Source organism: Streptomyces sp. NPDC087428 (genome assembly GCF_044744085.1).
Classification (GTDB): Bacteria; Actinomycetota; Actinomycetes; order Streptomycetales; family Streptomycetaceae; genus Streptomyces.
Map to the genome: position 1 here is coordinate 9,629 of NZ_JBIUXR010000025.1, position 18,611 is coordinate 28,239.

Annotated in this window: 2 protein-coding genes; both read right to left on the reverse strand. The window is 71.5% G+C overall.

Features of this window, described 5'->3' with window-relative positions; translation table 11 throughout:
* Positions 1–139: 139 nt before the first annotated feature.
* On the reverse strand, positions 140–7,228 hold the full coding sequence (locus tag ACIO3R_RS36840; RefSeq protein WP_402111377.1) for an amino acid adenylation domain-containing protein: 7,089 nt from the start codon (positions 7,226–7,228) through the stop codon (positions 140–142).
* Positions 7,225–18,579, reverse strand: coding sequence for an amino acid adenylation domain-containing protein (locus ACIO3R_RS36845; RefSeq protein ID WP_402111379.1), 11,355 nt, complete (start codon positions 18,577–18,579; stop codon positions 7,225–7,227). The genes ACIO3R_RS36840 and ACIO3R_RS36845 overlap by 4 nt, the downstream gene beginning before the upstream one ends.
* Positions 18,580–18,611: the final 32 nt, after the last annotated feature.

Sequence of the window (18,611 nt, forward strand, 5' to 3'; positions counted from 1 at the left end):
TATGCAGGCCGGAACCTGCCGCCCGGCGGCAAGAGCGGCAGCCCGCGGGCAACTTGGGGGGCCGCGGCCGGCCGGGAACGCGCAGGTGCCCGGGTCCGCCGTGGTGGCGGTCCCGGGCACCTGGGCCGTGTCGTGAGGATCAGTGGCGTACCCCGCGCAACTCGTCCGCCAGCACCTTTCCGATCTCGCGCAGGGGCTCGGCGGTGGTCATGTCCCAGTGCTCGCAGTCGATGTCGTACTCCTCGACCCGGCCCAGGACATGGGGTGCCCAGGAGTCGGCGCCGGTCGCCGCGGCGGGTGTGCGGGCGGCGTTGAAGAACACCGTGTCGCCGCCGAACCGCCGCTGCGGAACGTACCGGTAGCGCATCTCCAGGTTCCCGGCCGTGGTGGCGACGACCGCGGCGGCCTGGGCCGGTTCCAGCGCGCCCAGGATCGCGTCCTCGGCGCGCAGCACGGCGGCCAGCTCCGCCGCGTCCGGGGCGCTGTCGGCGCACCGCACGTCGAGTTCGGCGCCGCGGCCCCCGAGCAGGGCGGTCAGGACCTCGCGGCCGGTGACGGCGGGTGGCCGGAACCCGTCGGGCAGCGGGTAGGAGTCGAGCAGCGCCAGGAGCGCCACCTCCTCGCCCTGCTCCTCCAGCCGGGCCGCGATGGCGTGCGCCACGAGACCGCCGAACGACCAGCCGAGCAGGTGGTACGGGCCGTGGGCCTGGACCGAGCGGATCTCGGCCACATAGCTGTCGGCCATCTCCTCGATGCCGGCCGGCCGGTCCGCGGGGCTCGTCAACTCCCTTGCCTGCAAGCCGATCAGCGGCCGCTGTCCGCCGATGTGCCGGAGCAGTCCGGCGTACGACCAGCTCATCCCGGAGATCGCGTGGACGCAGAACAGCGGGGCCTCGGTGGCGGCGGGGCCCGCGGCGCGGATCGGCAGCAGCGTCTCCATCGGGTCGCCGCTCGTGTCAGAGGCGATGTGCTCGGCGAGCAGTGCGGGCGTCGGGTACTGGAAGAGGTCCCGGATGGTGACGCGGGTCTCCCAGATGCCGCGGATCCGGCCGATCAGCCGGGTGGCGAGCAGGGAGTGGCCGCCCAGTTGGAAGAAGTGGTCGTCGATGGTGACCGACCGCACCCCGAGGGTCGCGGCGAAGAGGCCGCACAGGACTTCCTCCGCCGGGGTGCGCGGTGCCCGGCCGCCGCCGGTGTCGGCCTGTGGCGGTTCGGGCAGGGCGGGCCGGTCGAGCTTGCCGTTGACGGTCAGGGGCAGTGCGTCCAGGGGCACGATCGTCGCCGGCACCATGTACTCGGGCAGCGCCGCGACCGCGTGCCGGCGCAGCTCGGACACGTCGGGCCGGCCGCTGCCCTCGGTGGGCACCACGTACGCCACCAGGCGCTTGTCACCGGGCCGGTCCTCCCGGATCAGCACCGCCACCTGCGCGAGGGAGGGGTGCCGCAGCAGTGCCGATTCGATCTCGCCCGGCTCGATGCGGAATCCCCGCAACTTGATCTGCTGGTCGGCCCGGCCGAAATACTCCAGTGCCCCGTCCTGGCTCCAGCGGGCCAGGTCGCCGGTCCGGTACATCCGGGAGCCGGGCGCGCCGTGCGGGTCGGCGACGAAGCGTTCCGCGCTCAGTGCGGGCTGCCCGATGTAGCCGTGGGCGAGGCCGTGCCCGGCGACGTAGAGCTCGCCGGGGACGCCCGGCGGCAGTTGCCGGAGGTTCTCGTCGAGCACGTAGGCGTGCTTTCCGGTGATGGGCCGTCCGATCGGGATGGCGGGCGCCGGCCGGGTGAGGACGTGGGCGGTGGTGAAGCCCATGCTCTCGGCCGGTCCGTAGCCGTTGACCAGGTGGAGGTGGGGGTGGTCGGCGAGCGCCTTGGCGGTGTGGGCGGGCGAGGCCGCCTCACCGGCGGTCATCGCCTCCTTGATCCGGGAGAAGACCACCGGGTGCTCGTCGAGCATGTGGTTGAACAGGCTCGCCGACATCTGGAGGGTGGTGACGCCGTGCCGCTCGACCAGCTCCGCGATCTGGTGCGGGTCGGTGTGCTGGCCGGGCTGCAGGACGCAGACGCCGCCGTGCAGGAGCGGTCCGAAGACCTCCAGGGCGAAGGCGTCCCAGGACACGGGCGAGCTCTGCAGATAGGTCTGTTCCGGTCCGAAGTCCAGGTAGTCGGGGCCGATGAAGGTGGCGGCCAGCGCCCGGTGCGAGGCGGCGACGCCCTTGGGGAGTCCGGTCGACCCGGAGGTGAACATCACGCAGGCGAGGGATTCGGGGTGCCCGCCCGTCGCCACCGGTGTCCCGGGCAGGCCGCTGATCGCGGGGATCTCCGCGGTCAGGTCGACGAGGGTGGCCGGGGTCGACAGGGCCGTCAGGTGGGCCTGGGTGACCAGCGCCGACGGACCGGTCTGCCCGAGCACGGTGTTCAGCCGGTCGGCCGGGAACTGCGGGTCGAGCAGGGTGTATCCGGCCCCGGCCTTCAGGGCGGCGAGCAGGGAGGCGATGAGCTGCGGTGAACGCTCCAGGTGGATGGCGACGACGCTGCCCGGGGTGACGCCGCGCGAGGTCAGGTGGCGGGCCAGCCGGTTGGACCAGATGTCCAGCTCCTGGTACGTCACCCGCTGCTCCTCGTGGACCAGCGCCACCGAGTGCGGGGTGCGGGCGGCCTGTTCGGTGAAGAGTCCGTCGAGCCCCAGGGCGGGCGCCGGCGCCGGTGCGCCGCTCCACTCGCGCAGCCGGACCCGCTCGTCCTCGGAGACCGTCTCCAGTTCCGCCAGCGGCAGATCGGGGCCGGCCACGGCCCCGGTGAGGAGCCGGACCAGGCGGTCCGCCGTGGCCTCGACGGTACGTGCCTCGTAGAGGTCGGTGGTGTACTCGATCAGGATGTCGAGGCCGTCGGGGCGGCCGTCCGCGGTGCGGTGCTCGGCGAAGGCGAAGGTGAGGTCGAACTTCGCGACGGAGACCGGCGGGGCGGCGAACTCGCTCTCCAGCCCGGCGAGGCGGGGGGCCTCGTTGCTGGTGTCCCCGACGGTGAGCATGATCTGGAAGAGGGGGTGCCGGGCGGTGGTGCGCTCGGGGTTGAGTGCTTCGACCAGCCGGTCGAACGGCAGGTCCTGGTGGGCCCATGCGGCGAGGTCGGTCTCCCGGACGCGGGTCAGCAGCTCCCGGAAGGTCGGGTCTCCGCTGGTGTCGGTGCGCAGGACCAGGGTGTTGACGAAGAACCCGACGAGGTCGTCGAGCTTCTGGTCGGTGCGGCCGGCGACGGGTGAGCCGAGCGGGATGTCGTGCCCGGCACCGGACCGCGCGAGCAGCGCCGCGACGGCCGCCTGGGCCACCATGAAGAACGTGGTCCCGGTGTCCTGGGCCAGGGACATCAGGGCGGTGTGCAGTTCGGCGGGGCAGTGCACGGCGTGGGTGCGGCCCCGGTTGGAGGCGACTGCGGGGCGGGCGTGGTCGGTGGGGAGTGTGGCCTCCTCCGGCAGGTCGGCGAGCACCTCGCGCCAGTGGCCGAGCTGGCGTTCCTCGTCCCGCTCCAGGAGGCGCTGTTGCCAGAGGGAGTAGTCGGCGTACTGGACCGGCAGCGGCTCCCAGGCGGGGGCGGCGCCCTCGGTGCGGGCCGCGTAGGCGGTGGCGAGGTCACGGAAGAGCGGACCGTTCGACCAGCCGTCGGAGGCGATGTGGTGGATCACGAGCAGGAGTACGTGGTCCTCGGCGCCGAGCTTCAGCAGCTTCGCCCGGTACGGGGTCTCGGCCGACAGGTCGAAGGTCCGGCCGGCCTCGGCGGCCAGGCGTTCCGTGAGCGCGTCCTCGGTGGTGCTGATGAGGGGCAAGTCGGTGGTGGTCGGGGGCAGGACGTGCTGGTACGGGATGTTCTGGTGGGTGGGGAAGACGGTGCGCAGGCCTTCGTGCCGGGTGGTGAGGTCGGTGAGGGCCAGGGCGAGGGCCCGCTGGTCGAGGGCGCCCTTGAGCCGCAGGGCGAGCGGGATGTTGTAGGTGGCGGAGGGGCCTTCCATCTGGTCGAGGAACCACAGCCGCTGCTGGGCGGAGGAGAGCGGAACACGCTCCGGCCGCTCCTGGGGCATCAGCGCCGGCCGCCGCTCCCCGCTGCCCTCGGCCGCGATCCGCTCGGCGAGCTGCGCGACCGTCGCGTACTGGAAGAGGTCCCGGATGGTGATCTCGGTGTCCCACACGGCGCGGATGCGGCTGACGAGCCGGGTGGCGAGCAGGGAGTGCCCGCCGCGCCGGAAGAAGTGGTCGTCGATGGTGACCGACGGCAGTCCGAGCACGGCCGCGAAGAGACCGCACAGGACTTCCTCGGCGGGCGTCCTGGGCGGGCGGCCGCCGGCGTCGGCGCTCAGCAGGGGTGCGGGCAGGGCGCGTCGGTCGACCTTGCCGTTGGTGGTGAGGGGGATCTCGTCGAGGACGACGAAGGCGGCCGGGACCATGTACTCCGGGAGTGCGACGGAGATCTCGCGGTGCACGGCGTCGGTGTCGATCCTGGCGCCGTCGGCGGCGACGAGGTAGGCGGCGAGGCGCTTGTCGCCGGGCCGGTCCTCCCGGACGACGACGGTCGCCTGCCCCACGCTCTCGTGGGCGGCCAGCGCCGTCTCGATCTCGCCGAGTTCGATACGGAAGCCGCGGAGCTTGACCTGCTGGTCGGCCCGGCCCAGGTACTCGACGGAGCCCTCAAGGTTCCACCGGACCAGGTCGCCCGTCCGGTACATCCGTGTACCGGGCGGACCGAACGGGTCCGCGACGAAGCGCTCCGCCGTCAGCGAGGCGCGGTTGAGATATCCCTGGGCCAGGCCGGCGCCGGCGATGTACAGCTCGCCGGGAGCGCCGGGCGCGGCGAGCTGGAGGGCGGCGTCTAGGACGTAGACGCGGTGGTTGTCGAGGGGCTCACCGATCGGAATGGCACCCGCGTAGTCGAGGGGGCGGTGGATGCGGTGGGTGGTGGCGAACGTCGTGGTCTCCGTCGGACCGTAACCGTTGACGACGGTGACCTCCGGGCAGCGGTCCATCACCCGGCGAACCGCCTCCGGCGGAACCACGTCACCGCCCGCCCACACCTCACGCACCCCGGCGAACGCCTCCGGAGCCTCCTCCGCCATCACCCGGAAGAGTCCCGCGGTCAGCCAGAGCGAGGTGATCCGGTGCTCGGCCAGCAGCCGCTGGTAGTCGGCCGGGGCGAGATGGCCGCGCGGTGCCACCACGACCGTGCGGCCGTTCAGCCACGGCACCCAGATCTCGTACGTCGAGGCGTCGAAGGCGGCCGGTGAGTGGAACAGCACGCGCCGGTGGCTGCCGTTCGCGTACATGCTCTGGGCGGCCAGGTCCGCCACATTGCGATGCGTGACAGCGACACCCTTCGGCACCCCCGTCGAACCCGACGTGAACATCGCGTAGACGGGCTGGTCGGGGTGGATGGCGTACGCCGGAGCGGTGGCCGGAAGGTGGCCGAGGTCGGTGGCACCGCCCAGGACGACGACCTGCGCGTCGGCGTCCAGGACGACTTGGTGGTCCGACAGGGCCTGGTCGGTGAGCAGGACCGGCGCCTGTGTGTCGGCGAGGATCCGGACGAGCCGGCTGTCGGGGTCGGTGGTGTTCAGCGGGGCGTACACGGCCCCGGCCTTGACGACGGCGAGCAGAGCGGTGAGCAGGTCGGTCGAGCGCTCCATCAGGACGGCGACGACGTCGTGCTGCCGGATCCCGAGGTTGACGAGGTGGTGGGCCAGCCGGTTGGTGATCTCGTCGAGTTCGGCGAACGTCAGGTCGCGGTCCTCGTCCACCAGGGCTACCGCGTCGGGGGTCCGGGCGGCCTGCGCGGCGAACAGCTCGGCCAGGCTCTTCCCGGACGAGCCGGTGGCGGCGCCGCTCCGCTCCTCCAGGAGCAGCCGCCGCTCGTGCTCGCCGAGCAGGTCGAGGACGGACAGCGGGGTGTCGGGCGAGGTGACGACGGCTTCCAGGAGGCGGATCAGCCGTGCCATGAGCGCCTCGATCGTCCGGGCGTCGTAGAGGTCGGTGGCGTACTCGATGGTGATGTCCAGGCCGTCCGGGCGGCCGTCGCGGGTGCGGTGCTCGGCGAAGCCGAACGTCAGGTCGAACTTGGCGATCTGCAGGGCGCTGTACTCGGTCCGGGCGTCGAGCCCCGGGAACCCGATGACGTCCGAACCGGCCTCGCCCATGGTCAGCATCACCTGGAACAGCGGGTGGCGGGAGGCGGAACGCTCGGGGTTCAGTACTTCGACCAGCCGGTCGAAGGGCAGGTCCTGGTTGTCCCAGGCGGCCAGATCCGTCCTGCGGACCCTGGACAGCAGTTCGCGGAAGCTCGGGTCGCCCGTGACGTCCGTCCGCAGCACCAGGGTGTTGACGAAGAAGCCGACCAGCCCGTCGAGTGCTTCGTCGATGCGCCCCGACACCGGGGAGCCGATCGCTATGTCGAGACCGGCGCCGGAACGCGAGAGGGCGGTCGCGACGGCGGCCTGGACGGCCATGAACAGGGTGGCACCGGACTCCCGCGCCAGGTGAGTCAGCGCGGTGTGGGCGTCGGCGGGCAGCCGGGCGTCGCAGGTGGCGCCCACGTACGAGGCAGAGGCGGGGCGCGGACGGTCGGCCGGCAGCGTCCCCTCCTCCGGCAGGTCCGCCAACGCCTGCTGCCAGAACTCGAGTTGACGCGATCCGGCGCTCTCCGGGTCGTCGCCCTCGCCGAGCAGTTCCTGCTGCCACAGGGTGTAGTCGGCGTACTGGACCGGCAGCGGCTCCCACGCGGGGGCGGCGCCCCCGACCCGCGCCTCGTAGGCGGTGGCGAGGTCCTGGAGCAGCGGCGCGGTCGAACCGCCGTCCGACACGATGTGGTGCATGACGATGAGCAGGACGTGTTCCTGCGCGCCGAGGGCGATGAGACGGGCCCGGACGGGCAGGTCCACCGCGAGGTGGAAGACCTGGGCGGACTGCTCCGCGAGGACGACCGGCAGCGTCGCGGTGTCGGCCGGGACGACGTCGAGCGGGAGCTCCACCTCTTCCTCGGCGAGGATGCGCTGATACGGGGTGCCGTCCTGGTCGGGGAAGAGGGTGCGCAGGCTCTCGTGCCTGCCGACGAGGTCCAGGAGCGCCGAGTGGAGCGCCAGGCGGTCGAGCCGGCCGTTCAGCCGGACGGCGAGCGGGATGTTGTAGGTGGTCGAGGGCCCTTCCATCTGGGCGATGAACCACAGCCGCTGCTGGGCGAAGGACAAGGGAATCACTTGGTCACTCCCATCCGGCGCATCGGCCGAAGTTTGGGCCGCGCGGCCGCGGCGCCGTCGAGCTTCTCGACGAGCGTGGCCACGATCGGGTTTTCGAAGAGGGTCGCCACGGAGAGTTCGACCCCGAGTACGGTGCGGATCCGGCCCGCGAGCCGGGTGGCGAGGAGCGAGTGCCCGCCGAGGTGGAAGAAGTGGTCGTCGATGGTGACCGAGGTCAGTCCGAGGACCTCCGCGAAGAGTCCGCACAGGACTTCTTCCTTGGCGGTGCGCGGTGCGCGCCCGGTGGCGTCGTTGACGATCTGCGGTGCGGGCAGGGCGCGTCGGTCGACCTTGCCGTTGACGGTGAGCGGGATCTCGTCGAGGACGACGAAGGCGGACGGGACCATGTACTCGGGCAGCAGCCCGGACATCTGCCGCTGTACGTCGCCGGGTTCGATCCGCACGCCGTCGGCCGCGGTGAGGTAGGCGACGAGGCGTTTGTCGCCGGGCCGGTCCTCCCGGACGACGACGGTGGCCTGGGCCACGCCCGGCTGTCCGACGAGGGCGGTCTCGATCTCGCCCGGTTCGATGCGGAAGCCGCGGAGTTTGACCTGCTGGTCGGCCCGGCCGAGGTATTCGAGGGAACCTTCGTGGTTCCACCGCACGAGATCACCGGTGCGGTACATCCGCGTCCCGGAGGGACCGTACGGGTCGGCCACGAAACGGTCCGCCGTGAGCGACGGGCGGTCGAGATACCCCTGCGCCAGGCCGGCACCCGCGATGTACAACTCGCCCGGAACACCCGGAGCGACGAGCCGAAGCCCCTCGTCCAGCACATACACCCGGTGATTGTCCAAGGGCTCCCCGATGGGGATCGCACCCGCATAGTCCAGGGGCCGGTGGACACGGTGCGTGGTGGCGAACGTCGTCGTCTCCGTCGGACCGTAACCGTTGACCACGGTGACCCCCGGGCAACGGTCCATCACCCGGCGAACCGCCTCCGGCGGAACCACATCACCACCCGCCCACACCTCACGCACCCCCGCGAACGCCTCCGGCGCCTCCTCCGCCATCACGCGGAACAGCCCGGCCGTCAGCCAGAGGGCGGTGATCCGGTGCTCGGCCAGCAGCCGCTGGTAGTCCGCCGAGGCCAGGTGTCCTGCGGGGGCGACGACGAGTGTGCCGCCGTTGAGCCACGGCACCCACATCTCGTAGGTGGAGGCGTCGAACGCCATCGCGGAGTGGAACAGCACCCGCCCGTGACCGCCGTTCGCATACATCGTCTGCGCGGCCAGGTCCGCCACATTGCGATGCGTGACCGCGACACCCTTCGGCACCCCCGTCGAACCCGACGTGAACATCGCGTACACCGGCTGATCCACATGCACCGCAACCAACGGATCCGACGCATCACCCCCACCACCCCACACCGGCCCCAGCACCCGCACCCCCGCCGGCACCACCAACGAACCCGCACCCCGATCCGTCACCACATGCGACACACCCGACCCACCAACAATCAACTCCACCCGCTCCGCCGGATAACGCGTATCCAACGGCACATACACCGCACCCGCCTTCACCACGGCCAGCGTCGTCACCACAGCACTCACCGAGCGCTCCAGGAACAACGCCACCCGACCACCCGGCCGCACACCCTCACCCATCAGCACACGCGCCGCACGATTGGCCAGCACATCCACCTCACGGTAGGAGAACTCACGCCCCTCGCCCACCACCGCCACCGCATCCGGCGTCCGCACCACCTGCGCCGCGAACAACTCCGCAAGCCCCACACCCGGCGAACCGGTCACCTCACCGGCCCACTCCCCCAACAACACCCCACGCTCATCCCCGGACAACAACTCCAGCTCACCCAACGGCACATCCGGAGCCGACGCCGCGGCACCCAGCAACCGCACCAGACGCTCACCCGCCAACTCCACCGACCGCGCGTCATACAGATCCGTCGCATACTCGATCGTGATGTCCAGCCCACCCGGCCGACCATCCACCCCACGATGCTCCGCGAAGCCGAAGGTCAGGTCGAACTTGGCGATCTCCACCTTGGAGAACTCGTACGCCGCTTCCAGCCCCGGGAGTTCGGGCTCCTCGGCCGACATGTCGCCGACGGTGAGCATGACCTGGAAGAGGGGGTGCCGGGCGGTGGTGCGCTCGGGGTTGAGTGCTTCGACCAGCCGGTCGAACGGCAGGTCCTGGTGGCTCCATGCGGCGAGGTCGGTCTCCCTGACCCGGGTCAGCAGTTCCCGGAAGCTCGGGTCGCCGCTGGTGTCGGTGCGGAGCACGAGGGTGTTGACGAAGAATCCGATGAGGTCGTCGAGCGCCGGGTCGGTGCGGCCGGCGACGGGTGAGCCGAGCGGAATGTCGTGCCCGGCGCCGGACCGCGACAGCAGGGTCGACACCGCCGCCTGGGCCACCATGAAGAGCGTGCTGCCGGTGTCCTGGGCCAGCGAGGTGAGCGAGTCGTGCAGGGCGGGCGGGCAGTGCACGGTGTGTGTGGTGCCCCGGTTGGACGCGGTGGCCGGCCTGGGCCGGTCGGCCGGCAGCGTGGCCTCCTCCGGCAGCTCGGCCAGTGCCGAGCGCCAGTAGTCGAGTTGGCGTTCCTCGTCGCTTCCCAGGAGGCGTTGTTGCCAGAGGGAGTAGTCGGCGTACTGGACCGGCAGCGGCTCCCAGGCGGGGGCGGTGCCCTCGGTGCGGGCCGCGTAGGCGGTGGCGAGGTCACGGAAGAGCGGGCCGTTCGACCAGCCGTCGGAGGCGATGTGGTGGATGACCACCAGCAGGATGTGCTCCTGCTCGCCGAGCGAGAGCAGATGCGTGCGGATGGGGGGCTGGACGGCCAGATCGAAGGTGGCCGCGGAGAGGGCGGCCAGTTGTGCGGTGAGGGCGTCCTCGGTGGTGCTGATGAGGGGCAGGTCGGTGGTGGTCGGGGGCAGGACGTGCTGGTACGGGATGTTCTGGTGGGTGGGGAAGACGGTGCGCAGGCCTTCGTGCCGGGTGGTGAGGTCGGTGAGGGCCAGGGCGAGGGCCCGCTGGTCGAGGGCGCCCTTGAGCCGCAGGGCCAGGGGGATGTTGTAGGTGGCGGAGGGGCCTTCCATCTGGTCGAGGAACCACAGCCGCTGCTGGGCGGAGGAGAGCGGAACACGCTCCGGCCGCTCCTCCGGCATCAGTGCCGGCCGGGGCAGTTCGCCGCTGCCCGCGGTGACGCACTCCGAGAGGGCGAGCACCGTCGGGTTGCGGAACAGGTCCTTCACGCCGAGCTGGACGCCGAATGCCCGCCGGATGCGGCTGATCAGCCGGGTGCCGAGCACCGAGTGGCCGCCCCGGTGGAAGAAGTGGTCGTCGATGGTGACCGACGGCAGTCCGAGCACGGCCGCGAAGAGTCCGCAGAGGACTTCTTCCTGCGGTGTGCGTGGTGCGCGCCCGTTGGTGGCGTGCGCGACCTGGGGTGCGGGCAGGGCGCGTCGGTCGACCTTGCCGTTGACGGTGAGGGGGATCTCGTCGAGGACGACGAAGGCGGCCGGGACCATGTATTCGGGCAGGGCGGCCGAGACGTGCCCCCGCAGCTCCGCCACGTCGATCCGGGCGCCGTCGGTGGCGACGAGGTAGGCGGCGAGGCGTTTGTCGCCGGGCCGGTCCTCCCGGACCATGACGGTCGCCTGCCCCACGCTCTCGTGGGCGGCCAGCGCCGTCTCGATCTCGCCGAGTTCGATACGGAAGCCGCGGAGCTTGACCTGCTGGTCGGCCCGGCCCAGGTACTCGACGGAGCCCTCAAGGTTCCACCGGACCAGGTCGCCGGTCCGGTACATCCGCGTGCCGGGCGGACCGAACGGGTCCGCGACGAAGCGCTCCGCCGTCATGCCCGGCCGGCCCAGGTAGCCACGGGCGAGACCGGCTCCGGCGATGTACAGCTCGCCGGGGGTGCCCGGAGGCACGAGCCGCAGGTTCTCGTCCACCACGTAGACGCGGTGGTTGTCGAGGGGCTCACCGATCGGAATGGCGCCCGCGTGGTCGAGGGGGCGGTGGATGCGGTGGGTGGTGGCGAACGTCGTGGTCTCCGTCGGACCGTAACCGTTGACGACGGTGACCTCCGGGCAGCGGTCCATGACCCGGCGTACCGCCTCCGGCGGAACCACGTCACCGCCCGCCCACACCTCACGCACCCCGGCGAACGCCTCCGGCGCCTCCTCCGCCATCACCCGGAACAACCCGGCCGTCAGCCAAAGCGAGCTGATGCCGCGCTCGGTCAGCAGCCCGCCCAGGGTCCCGGGGTCGAGGTAGCCCGGAGGTGCGACGACGACCGTGCCCCCGTTCAGCCACGGCACCCAGATCTCGTGTGTCGAGGCGTCGAAGGTGTGCGGCGAGTGGAAGAGCACCCGGGTGTGGCTGCCGTTCGCGTACATGCCCTGGGCGGCCAAGTCCGCGACATTGCGGTGGGTGACCGCGACGCCCTTCGGCACCCCCGTCGAACCCGACGTGAACATCACGTACAGCCACTGGTCGGGATGGGCCGGCTGGGCCGGCGGCGTCGACGGGAGGTGGGCGAAGCCCACGGTGCCGTCGAGCACGACGGTCCGCGCGGTGGTCCGGGCCACGACCGGGTGATCGGCCAGCACCTTGTCGGTGAGCAGGACCGGCGCCCCGGTCTCGGCGAGGATCCGCAGCAGGCGGGTGTCGGGGTCCGCGGTGTTGAGCGGGGCGTAGACGCCTCCGGCCTTGACGACCGCGAGGAGCCCGGTGAGCAGGTCCGCCGACCGCTCCATCAGGACGGCGACGACGCTCTCCGGCCGGACGCCGAGGCCCACGAGGTGGCGGGCCAGCCGGTTGGCGTCCGCGTCCAGCTCCGCGTACGTCAGCTCGCGGTCGCCGTCGACCAGGGCGATCGTGTCCGGGGTGCGGGCGGCCTGCGCGGCGAACAGCTCCGCGAGACCGGCGTCGGAGGAACCGGTGACCGCGCCGTTCCAGCCCTCCAGCAACTGGTGACGCTCGTCACGACCGATGAACTCCAGTTCACCCACGGGGATTTCGGGGCGTTCGACGGCGTCGCCCAGCAGCCGGACCAGTCGGTCGGTGACTGCCTCGACGGTGCCGGCGTCGTACAGGTCGGTGGCGTACTCGACCCTGATGTCCAGACCGTCCGGGCTGCCGTCCGCCGTGCGGTGCTCGTGGAAGGAGAAGGTCAGGTCGAACTTGGAGATGTCCAGCGAAGTGAAGCCCGACTCGGCTGTGATTCCCGGGAGTTCGACCGTGGGGGTGAGCGCCTCCTGAAGGGTGAGGACCACCTGGAAGAGCGGGTGGCGGGCGGTGGAACGCTCGGGGTTGAGGGCCTCCACCAGCCGGTCGAAGGGCAGGTCCTGGTGGGCCCAGGCGGCGAGATCGGCCTCCCGGACCCGGGTCAGCAGTTCGCGGAAGCTCGGGTCGCCCGTGAGATCCGTGCGCAGCACCAGGGTGTTGACGAAGAACCCGACCAGGTCGTCGAGGGACTGCTCCGAGCGGCCCGCGATCGGGGCACCGATCGGGATGTCCTCCCCGGCGCCGGAGCGGGACAGCGCGGTGGCGACGGCGGCCTGAGCCACCATGAACAGCGTGCTGCCGGTCTCGCGGGCCAGCCGGGTCAGCCCGGCGTGCAGCGCCGCGGGGACGTGAACGCCGTGAGTGGTGCCGCGGTAGGTGGCCACCACCGGGCGCGGGCGGTCGGCCGGCAGGGTGGCCTCGTCGGGCAGCCCGTCCAGCGTGGCGCGCCAGAACTCCTCCTGCCGCTCCCCGTCCGCCGCGAGCAGTTCCTGCTGCCAGAGGGTGTAGTCGGCGTACTGGACCGGCAGCGGCTCCCAGTCGGGGGCGGCGCCCTGGGTGCGCGCCGTGTAGGCGGCCGTGAGGTCCCGCAGCAGCGGGGTGGTGGACCAGCCGTCGGAGGCGATGTGGTGCATCACCACCAGCAGGACGTGCTCCTCGGCCCCGAGGGCGAACAGGGCTGCCCGGACGGGCAGTTCGGATTCGAGGGCGAAGCTCCGCGCGGCGTGGTCGGCGAGCTCCGCCTCCAGCGTGTCCCCGGTCGCCGCGATGACGGGCAGTTCCACCCGGACCTCGGCCGCCGGAAGCTGCCACTGGTAGGCGGCGTCGTCAGCCATTCCGAAGAGGGTGCGCAGCGACTCGTGACGCACCACCAGGTCGGTGAGCGCGAGTTGGAGCGCGTCCGTGTCGAGTGCGCCCGTGAGGCGCAGGGACAGCGGGATGTTGTACGTCGCGGACGGCCCCTCCAGGTGGTGGAGGAACCAGAGGCGCTGCTGCGCCGAGGAGAGCGGCACCCGCTCCGGCCGGACGGCCTCCCGCAGGACGGGGCGCTGTACGGTCTCCTCGCCGCCCGCTTCGACGTACTCGGCCAGAGCGGCGACTGTCGGGCCCTGGAAGAGGTCCCTGACCGTGATCTGGACGCCGAAGGCCTGCCGGATGCGGCTGATGAGGCGGGTGGCGAGCAGGGAGTGCCCGCCGAGGTGGAAGAAGTGGTCGTCGATGGTGACCGAGGTCAGCCCGAGGACCTCCGCGAAGAGACCGCACAGGACCTCCTCGCCCGGCCCCCGAGGCGCGCGCCCGGCGGCCTCGCCGCTCAACTGCGGTGCGGGAAGGGCGCGTCGGTCGACCTTGCCGTTGACGGTGAGCGGGATCTCGTCGAGGACGACGAAGGCGGACGGGACCATGTACTCGGGGAGGGCGCCGGCCATGGCGCGGCGCACGGACTCGGTGTCGATCCGGGCGCTGTCGGCGGCGACGAGGTAGGCGGCGAGGCGTTTGTCGCCGGGCCGGTCCTCCCGGACGACGACGGTCGCCTGCCCCACGCTCTCGTGGGCGGTCAACGCCGTCTCGATCTCGCCGAGTTCGATGCGGAAGCCGCGGAGTTTGACCTGCTGGTCGGCCCGGCCGAGGTATTCGAGGGAACCTTCGTGGTTCCACCGCACGAGATCACCGGTGCGGTACATCCGCGTCCCGGAGGGACCGTACGGGTCGGCCACGAAACGGTCCGCCGTGAGCGACGGGCGGTCGAGATACCCCTGCGCCAGGCCGGCACCCGCGATGTACAACTCGCCCGGAACACCCGGAGCGACGAGCCGAAGCCCCTCGTCCAGCACATACACCCGGTGATTGTCCAAGGGCTCCCCGATGGGGATCGCACCCGCATAGTCCAGGGGCCGGTGGACACGGTGCGTGGTAGCGAACGTCGTCGTCTCCGTCGGACCGTAACCGTTGACCACGGTGACCCCCGGGCAACGGTCCATCACCCGGCGAACCGCCTCCGGCGGAACCACATCACCACCCGCCCACACCTCACGCACCCCCGCGAACGCCTCCGGCGCCTCCTCCGCCATCACGCGGAACAGCCCGGCCGTCAGCCAGAGGGCCGTGATCCCGTGCTCGGCGATCAGTCCTTCGTACGCGGCTGCGTCGAGGTGTCCTGCGGGGGCGACGACAAGGGTGCCGCCGTTCAGCCACGGCACCCACATCTCGTACGTCGAGGCATCGAACGCCATCGCGGAGTGGAACAGCACCCGCCCGTGACCGCCGTTCGCGTACATCGTCTGCGCGGCCAGGTCCGCCACATTGCGATGCGTGACCGCGACACCCTTCGGCACCCCCGTCGAACCCGACGTGAACATCGCGTACACCGGCTGATCCACATGCACCGCAACCAACGGATCCGACGCATCACCCCCACCACCCCACACCGGCCCCAGCACCCGCACCCCCGCCGGCACCACCAACGAACCCGCACCCCGATCCGTCACCACATGCGACACACCCGACCCACCAACAATCAACTCCACCCGCTCCGCCGGATAACGCGTATCCAACGGCACATACACCGCACCCGCCTTCACCACGGCCAGCGTCGTCACCACAGCACTCACCGAGCGCTCCAGGAACAACGCCACCCGACCACCCGGCCGCACACCCTCACCCATCAGCACCCGCGCCGCACGATTGGCCAGCACATCCACCTCACGGTAGGAGAACTCACGCCCCTCGCCCACCACCGCCACCGCATCCGGCGTCCGCACCACCTGCGCCGCGAACAACTCCGCAAGCCCCACACCCGGCGAACCGGTCACCTCACCGGCCCACTCCCCCAACAACACCCCACGCTCATCAGCCGACAACAACTCCAGCTCACCCAACGGCACATCCGGAGCCGACGCCGCGGCACCCAGCAACCGCACCAGACGCTCACCCACCAACTCCACCGACCGCGCGTCATACAGATCCGTCGCATACTCGATCGTGATGTCCAGCCCACCCGGCCGACCATCCACCCCACGATGCTCCGCGAACGAGAACGTGACGTCGAACTTGGCGAATCGCAGCCAGGTGAACTCCGACTCGGTGTCCAGGTCACCGGCGACGAGTGTCGGTGTGTCCGCGTCGGTCAGTGTCAGCATCACCTGGAACAGCGGGTGCCTGGCCGCAGAGCGGTCCGGGTTGAGGGCTTCCACGAGCCGGTCGAAGGGCAGGTCCTGGTTCCCCCATGCGGCGAGGTCGGTCTCCCTGACCCGGGTCAGCAACTCCCGGAAGGTCGGGTCCCCGCTGGTGTCGGTGCGCAGGACCAGGGTGTTGACGAAGAACCCGACGAGATCGTCGAGGGCCTGGTCCGTACGGCCGGCGATCGGTGAGCCGAGGGGGATGTCGTGCCCGGCGCCGGACCGCGACAGCAGCGCCGACACCGCCGCCTGGGCCACCATGAACACCGAGGCGCCCGACTCGCTCGCCAGTTCCGCGAGCTGGGTGTGGACTGCCTCTGCGCAGTGCACGGTGTGTGTGGCGCCGCGGTAGGAGGCGACGGCCGGCCGCTGCCGGTCGGCGGGCAGGGTGACTTCCTCCGGGAGCTCGGCCAACGCCTGCTTCCAGTAGTCGATTTGCTGTGCGGCGACGCTCTCCTGGTCCGCCGGGTCACCGAGTATGCCGCGGTGCCAGAGGGCGTAGTCCGCGTACTGGGCGGGCAGCGCGTCCCATGCGGGGCGCTCACCGCGTGAGCGGGTCGCGTACGCGGTGCTCAGGTCGCGCATGAGCGGCTGGTAGGACCAGCCGTCGGAGACGATGTGGTGCATGACGACCAGGAGTACGTACTCCTGCTCGCCGAGGCTGAACAGCCGTGCGCGGAACGGCAGATCGGCTGCCAGGTCGAAGATGCGCTCTGACTCGGAGGTGAGCAGCGCGGCGACGGTGTCCTCGGTGGCCGGCGTGACCGGCAGTTCGACCCGGACGCTGTCGGCCGGCAGGATCCGCTGGTAGGTCCGGCCGTCGGCCTGGCCGAACACGGTGCGCAGGCTCTCGTGCCGTCCGGCGACATCGATGAACGCCGATTCCAGGGCCGTCACGTCGAGTTCGCCCCGCACCCGGACGGCGAGCGGGATGTTGTACGTCGCCGACGGGCCCTCCAACTGGTCGAGGAACCAGAGCCGCTGCTGGGCCGCCGAGAGGGGCAGCGGCTCCGGCCGTTCCTGGGCTGTCAGGGCCGGGCGGGCGGACTCGCCGCCGCCGGTGGCGACGTATCCGGCGAGCAGGGCCACGGTCGGGTACTCGAAGAACTGCCGCAGGGTCAGCTGGACGTCGAGGACGGTGCGCACCCGGCTGACCAGCCGGGTGGCGAGCAGGGAGTGGCCGCCGACGGCGAAGAAGTCGTCGTCGATGCCGATCGACGGCAGGCCGAGGGAGTGGGCGAACAGCCCGCAGAGGACCTCCTCGACGGGGTTGCGCGGGGCCCGGCCGTTGGGGGTCGCGCCGAGTCGGGGTGCGGGCAGTGCGCGCCGGTCCAGCTTGCCGTTCGGGGTCAGCGGCAGGGTTCCCAGCGGAACGACGGCCGAGGGCACCATGTACTCGACGAGGTGTTCGCCCACGTGGCGCAGGAGTTCGGCGCCGTCCAGGACGCCTGGCTCGGCGGGCACGGCGTAGGCCACCAGGCGCTTGTCGCCGGGCCGGTCCTCGCGGACGATGACCGCGGCCTGGGCGACGGAGGGGTGGCGGACGAGCACGGTCTCGATCTCGCCGAGTTCGATGCGGTTGCCGCGGAGCTTGACCTGCTGGTCGGCGCGGCCCAGGAAGACGACCTCGCCGTGCTCGTTCCACGCGGCCAGGTCGCCGGTGCGGTACATGCGGCTGCCGGCGGGTCCGTACGGGTCGGCGGTGAACCGCTCGGCAGTCATGGCCGGCAGCCGTCCGTAGCCCTGGGCGAGGTGCGGTCCCGCGACGTAGAGTTCACCGGCTTCGCCGGGGGCGGTGTGGCGGAGTTCCGCGTCCAGGACGTACATGGCGGTGTTCGCCATCGGGATGCCGAGGTGGAGCCGGTCGAGGGTGCGTACCTCGGGGGTGAAGGTCTGGTAGCTGCAGAAGACGGTCGCCTCTGTGGGGCCGTAGACGTGCACGAAGGTGGTGTCCGGGCAGTGGTCGAGGGCTCGTTGGAGGGCGACGCCGGACAGGACGTCGCCGCCGGTCCAGATCTCGCGCAGCTGCCGCAGCCCGTCGATCGCCTCGCCGGCCATGGCGTCGAAGAGGGCGGTGGTGAAATAGGCGGCGGTCACCTGGTGGCGGGTGATGGCCTCGGCCAGTTCACCGATGTCGATCTTCGGGGCGGACAGGATGACGGCCAGTCCGCCGCGCAGCAGGGGAACCCACAGCTCGTAGGTGGAGGAGTCGAAGGGCAGGGGCGAGTAGGCGAGTACCCGCTCGTGGGCGGCGGCGCCGAAGCCGGGGTCCAGGGCCAGTTCGACGACGTTGCGGTGGGTGTTGACGACGCCCTTGGGGGTGCCGCTGGAGCCGGAGGTGAACATGATGTACAGCGGCTGGTCGGGGTGGACCGTGATGTCGGGTGCCGTGGGCGCGCTGCCGGCCGTGGCGCTGTCGTCGTCGAGCCGCAGGGTGCGCAGGTCCGCGGCGAAGTCCGTCTCCCCGGGCGCGCGGTCGGTCACCAGGAGGGTGGCGCCGGTGTTGCCGAGGATCCAGCTGAGCCGCTCCTCGGTCTGGCGGGGGTCGAGGGGTACGTAGACGCCGCCGCTCTTCAGTACGGCGAGGACCGTGATGACGTACGCGAACGAGCGGTCGAAGAGGAGGCCGACGGCGTCGCCGGGCTGTACGCCGTCGGTGACGAGCCGGTGCGCGAGTGCGTTGGCCGCACTGTCCAGCTCCCGGTAGGTGAGGCTGCGGTCCTCGCGGACGAGGGCGACGGCCCGCGGGGTGCGGGCGGCCTGCGCGGCGAAGAGCGTGTGCAGCTCACCCTCGGGAAGGTCCTCGGCCGTGTCGTTGTACGTGGCGACGTGCGCGGGGACGCCGACGCCGAGGATGAGGGCTGGGTCTGCTTGCGGCTGGGACATCTCGACACCTTCTTGGTAGCTCGGATCTCGTG

Coding starts and splice junctions, on each gene's coding strand:
- ACIO3R_RS36845 (WP_402111379.1), bottom strand. CDS start 18,579: ATGTCCCAGCCGCAAGCAGACCCAGCCCTCATCCTCGGCGTCGGCGTC.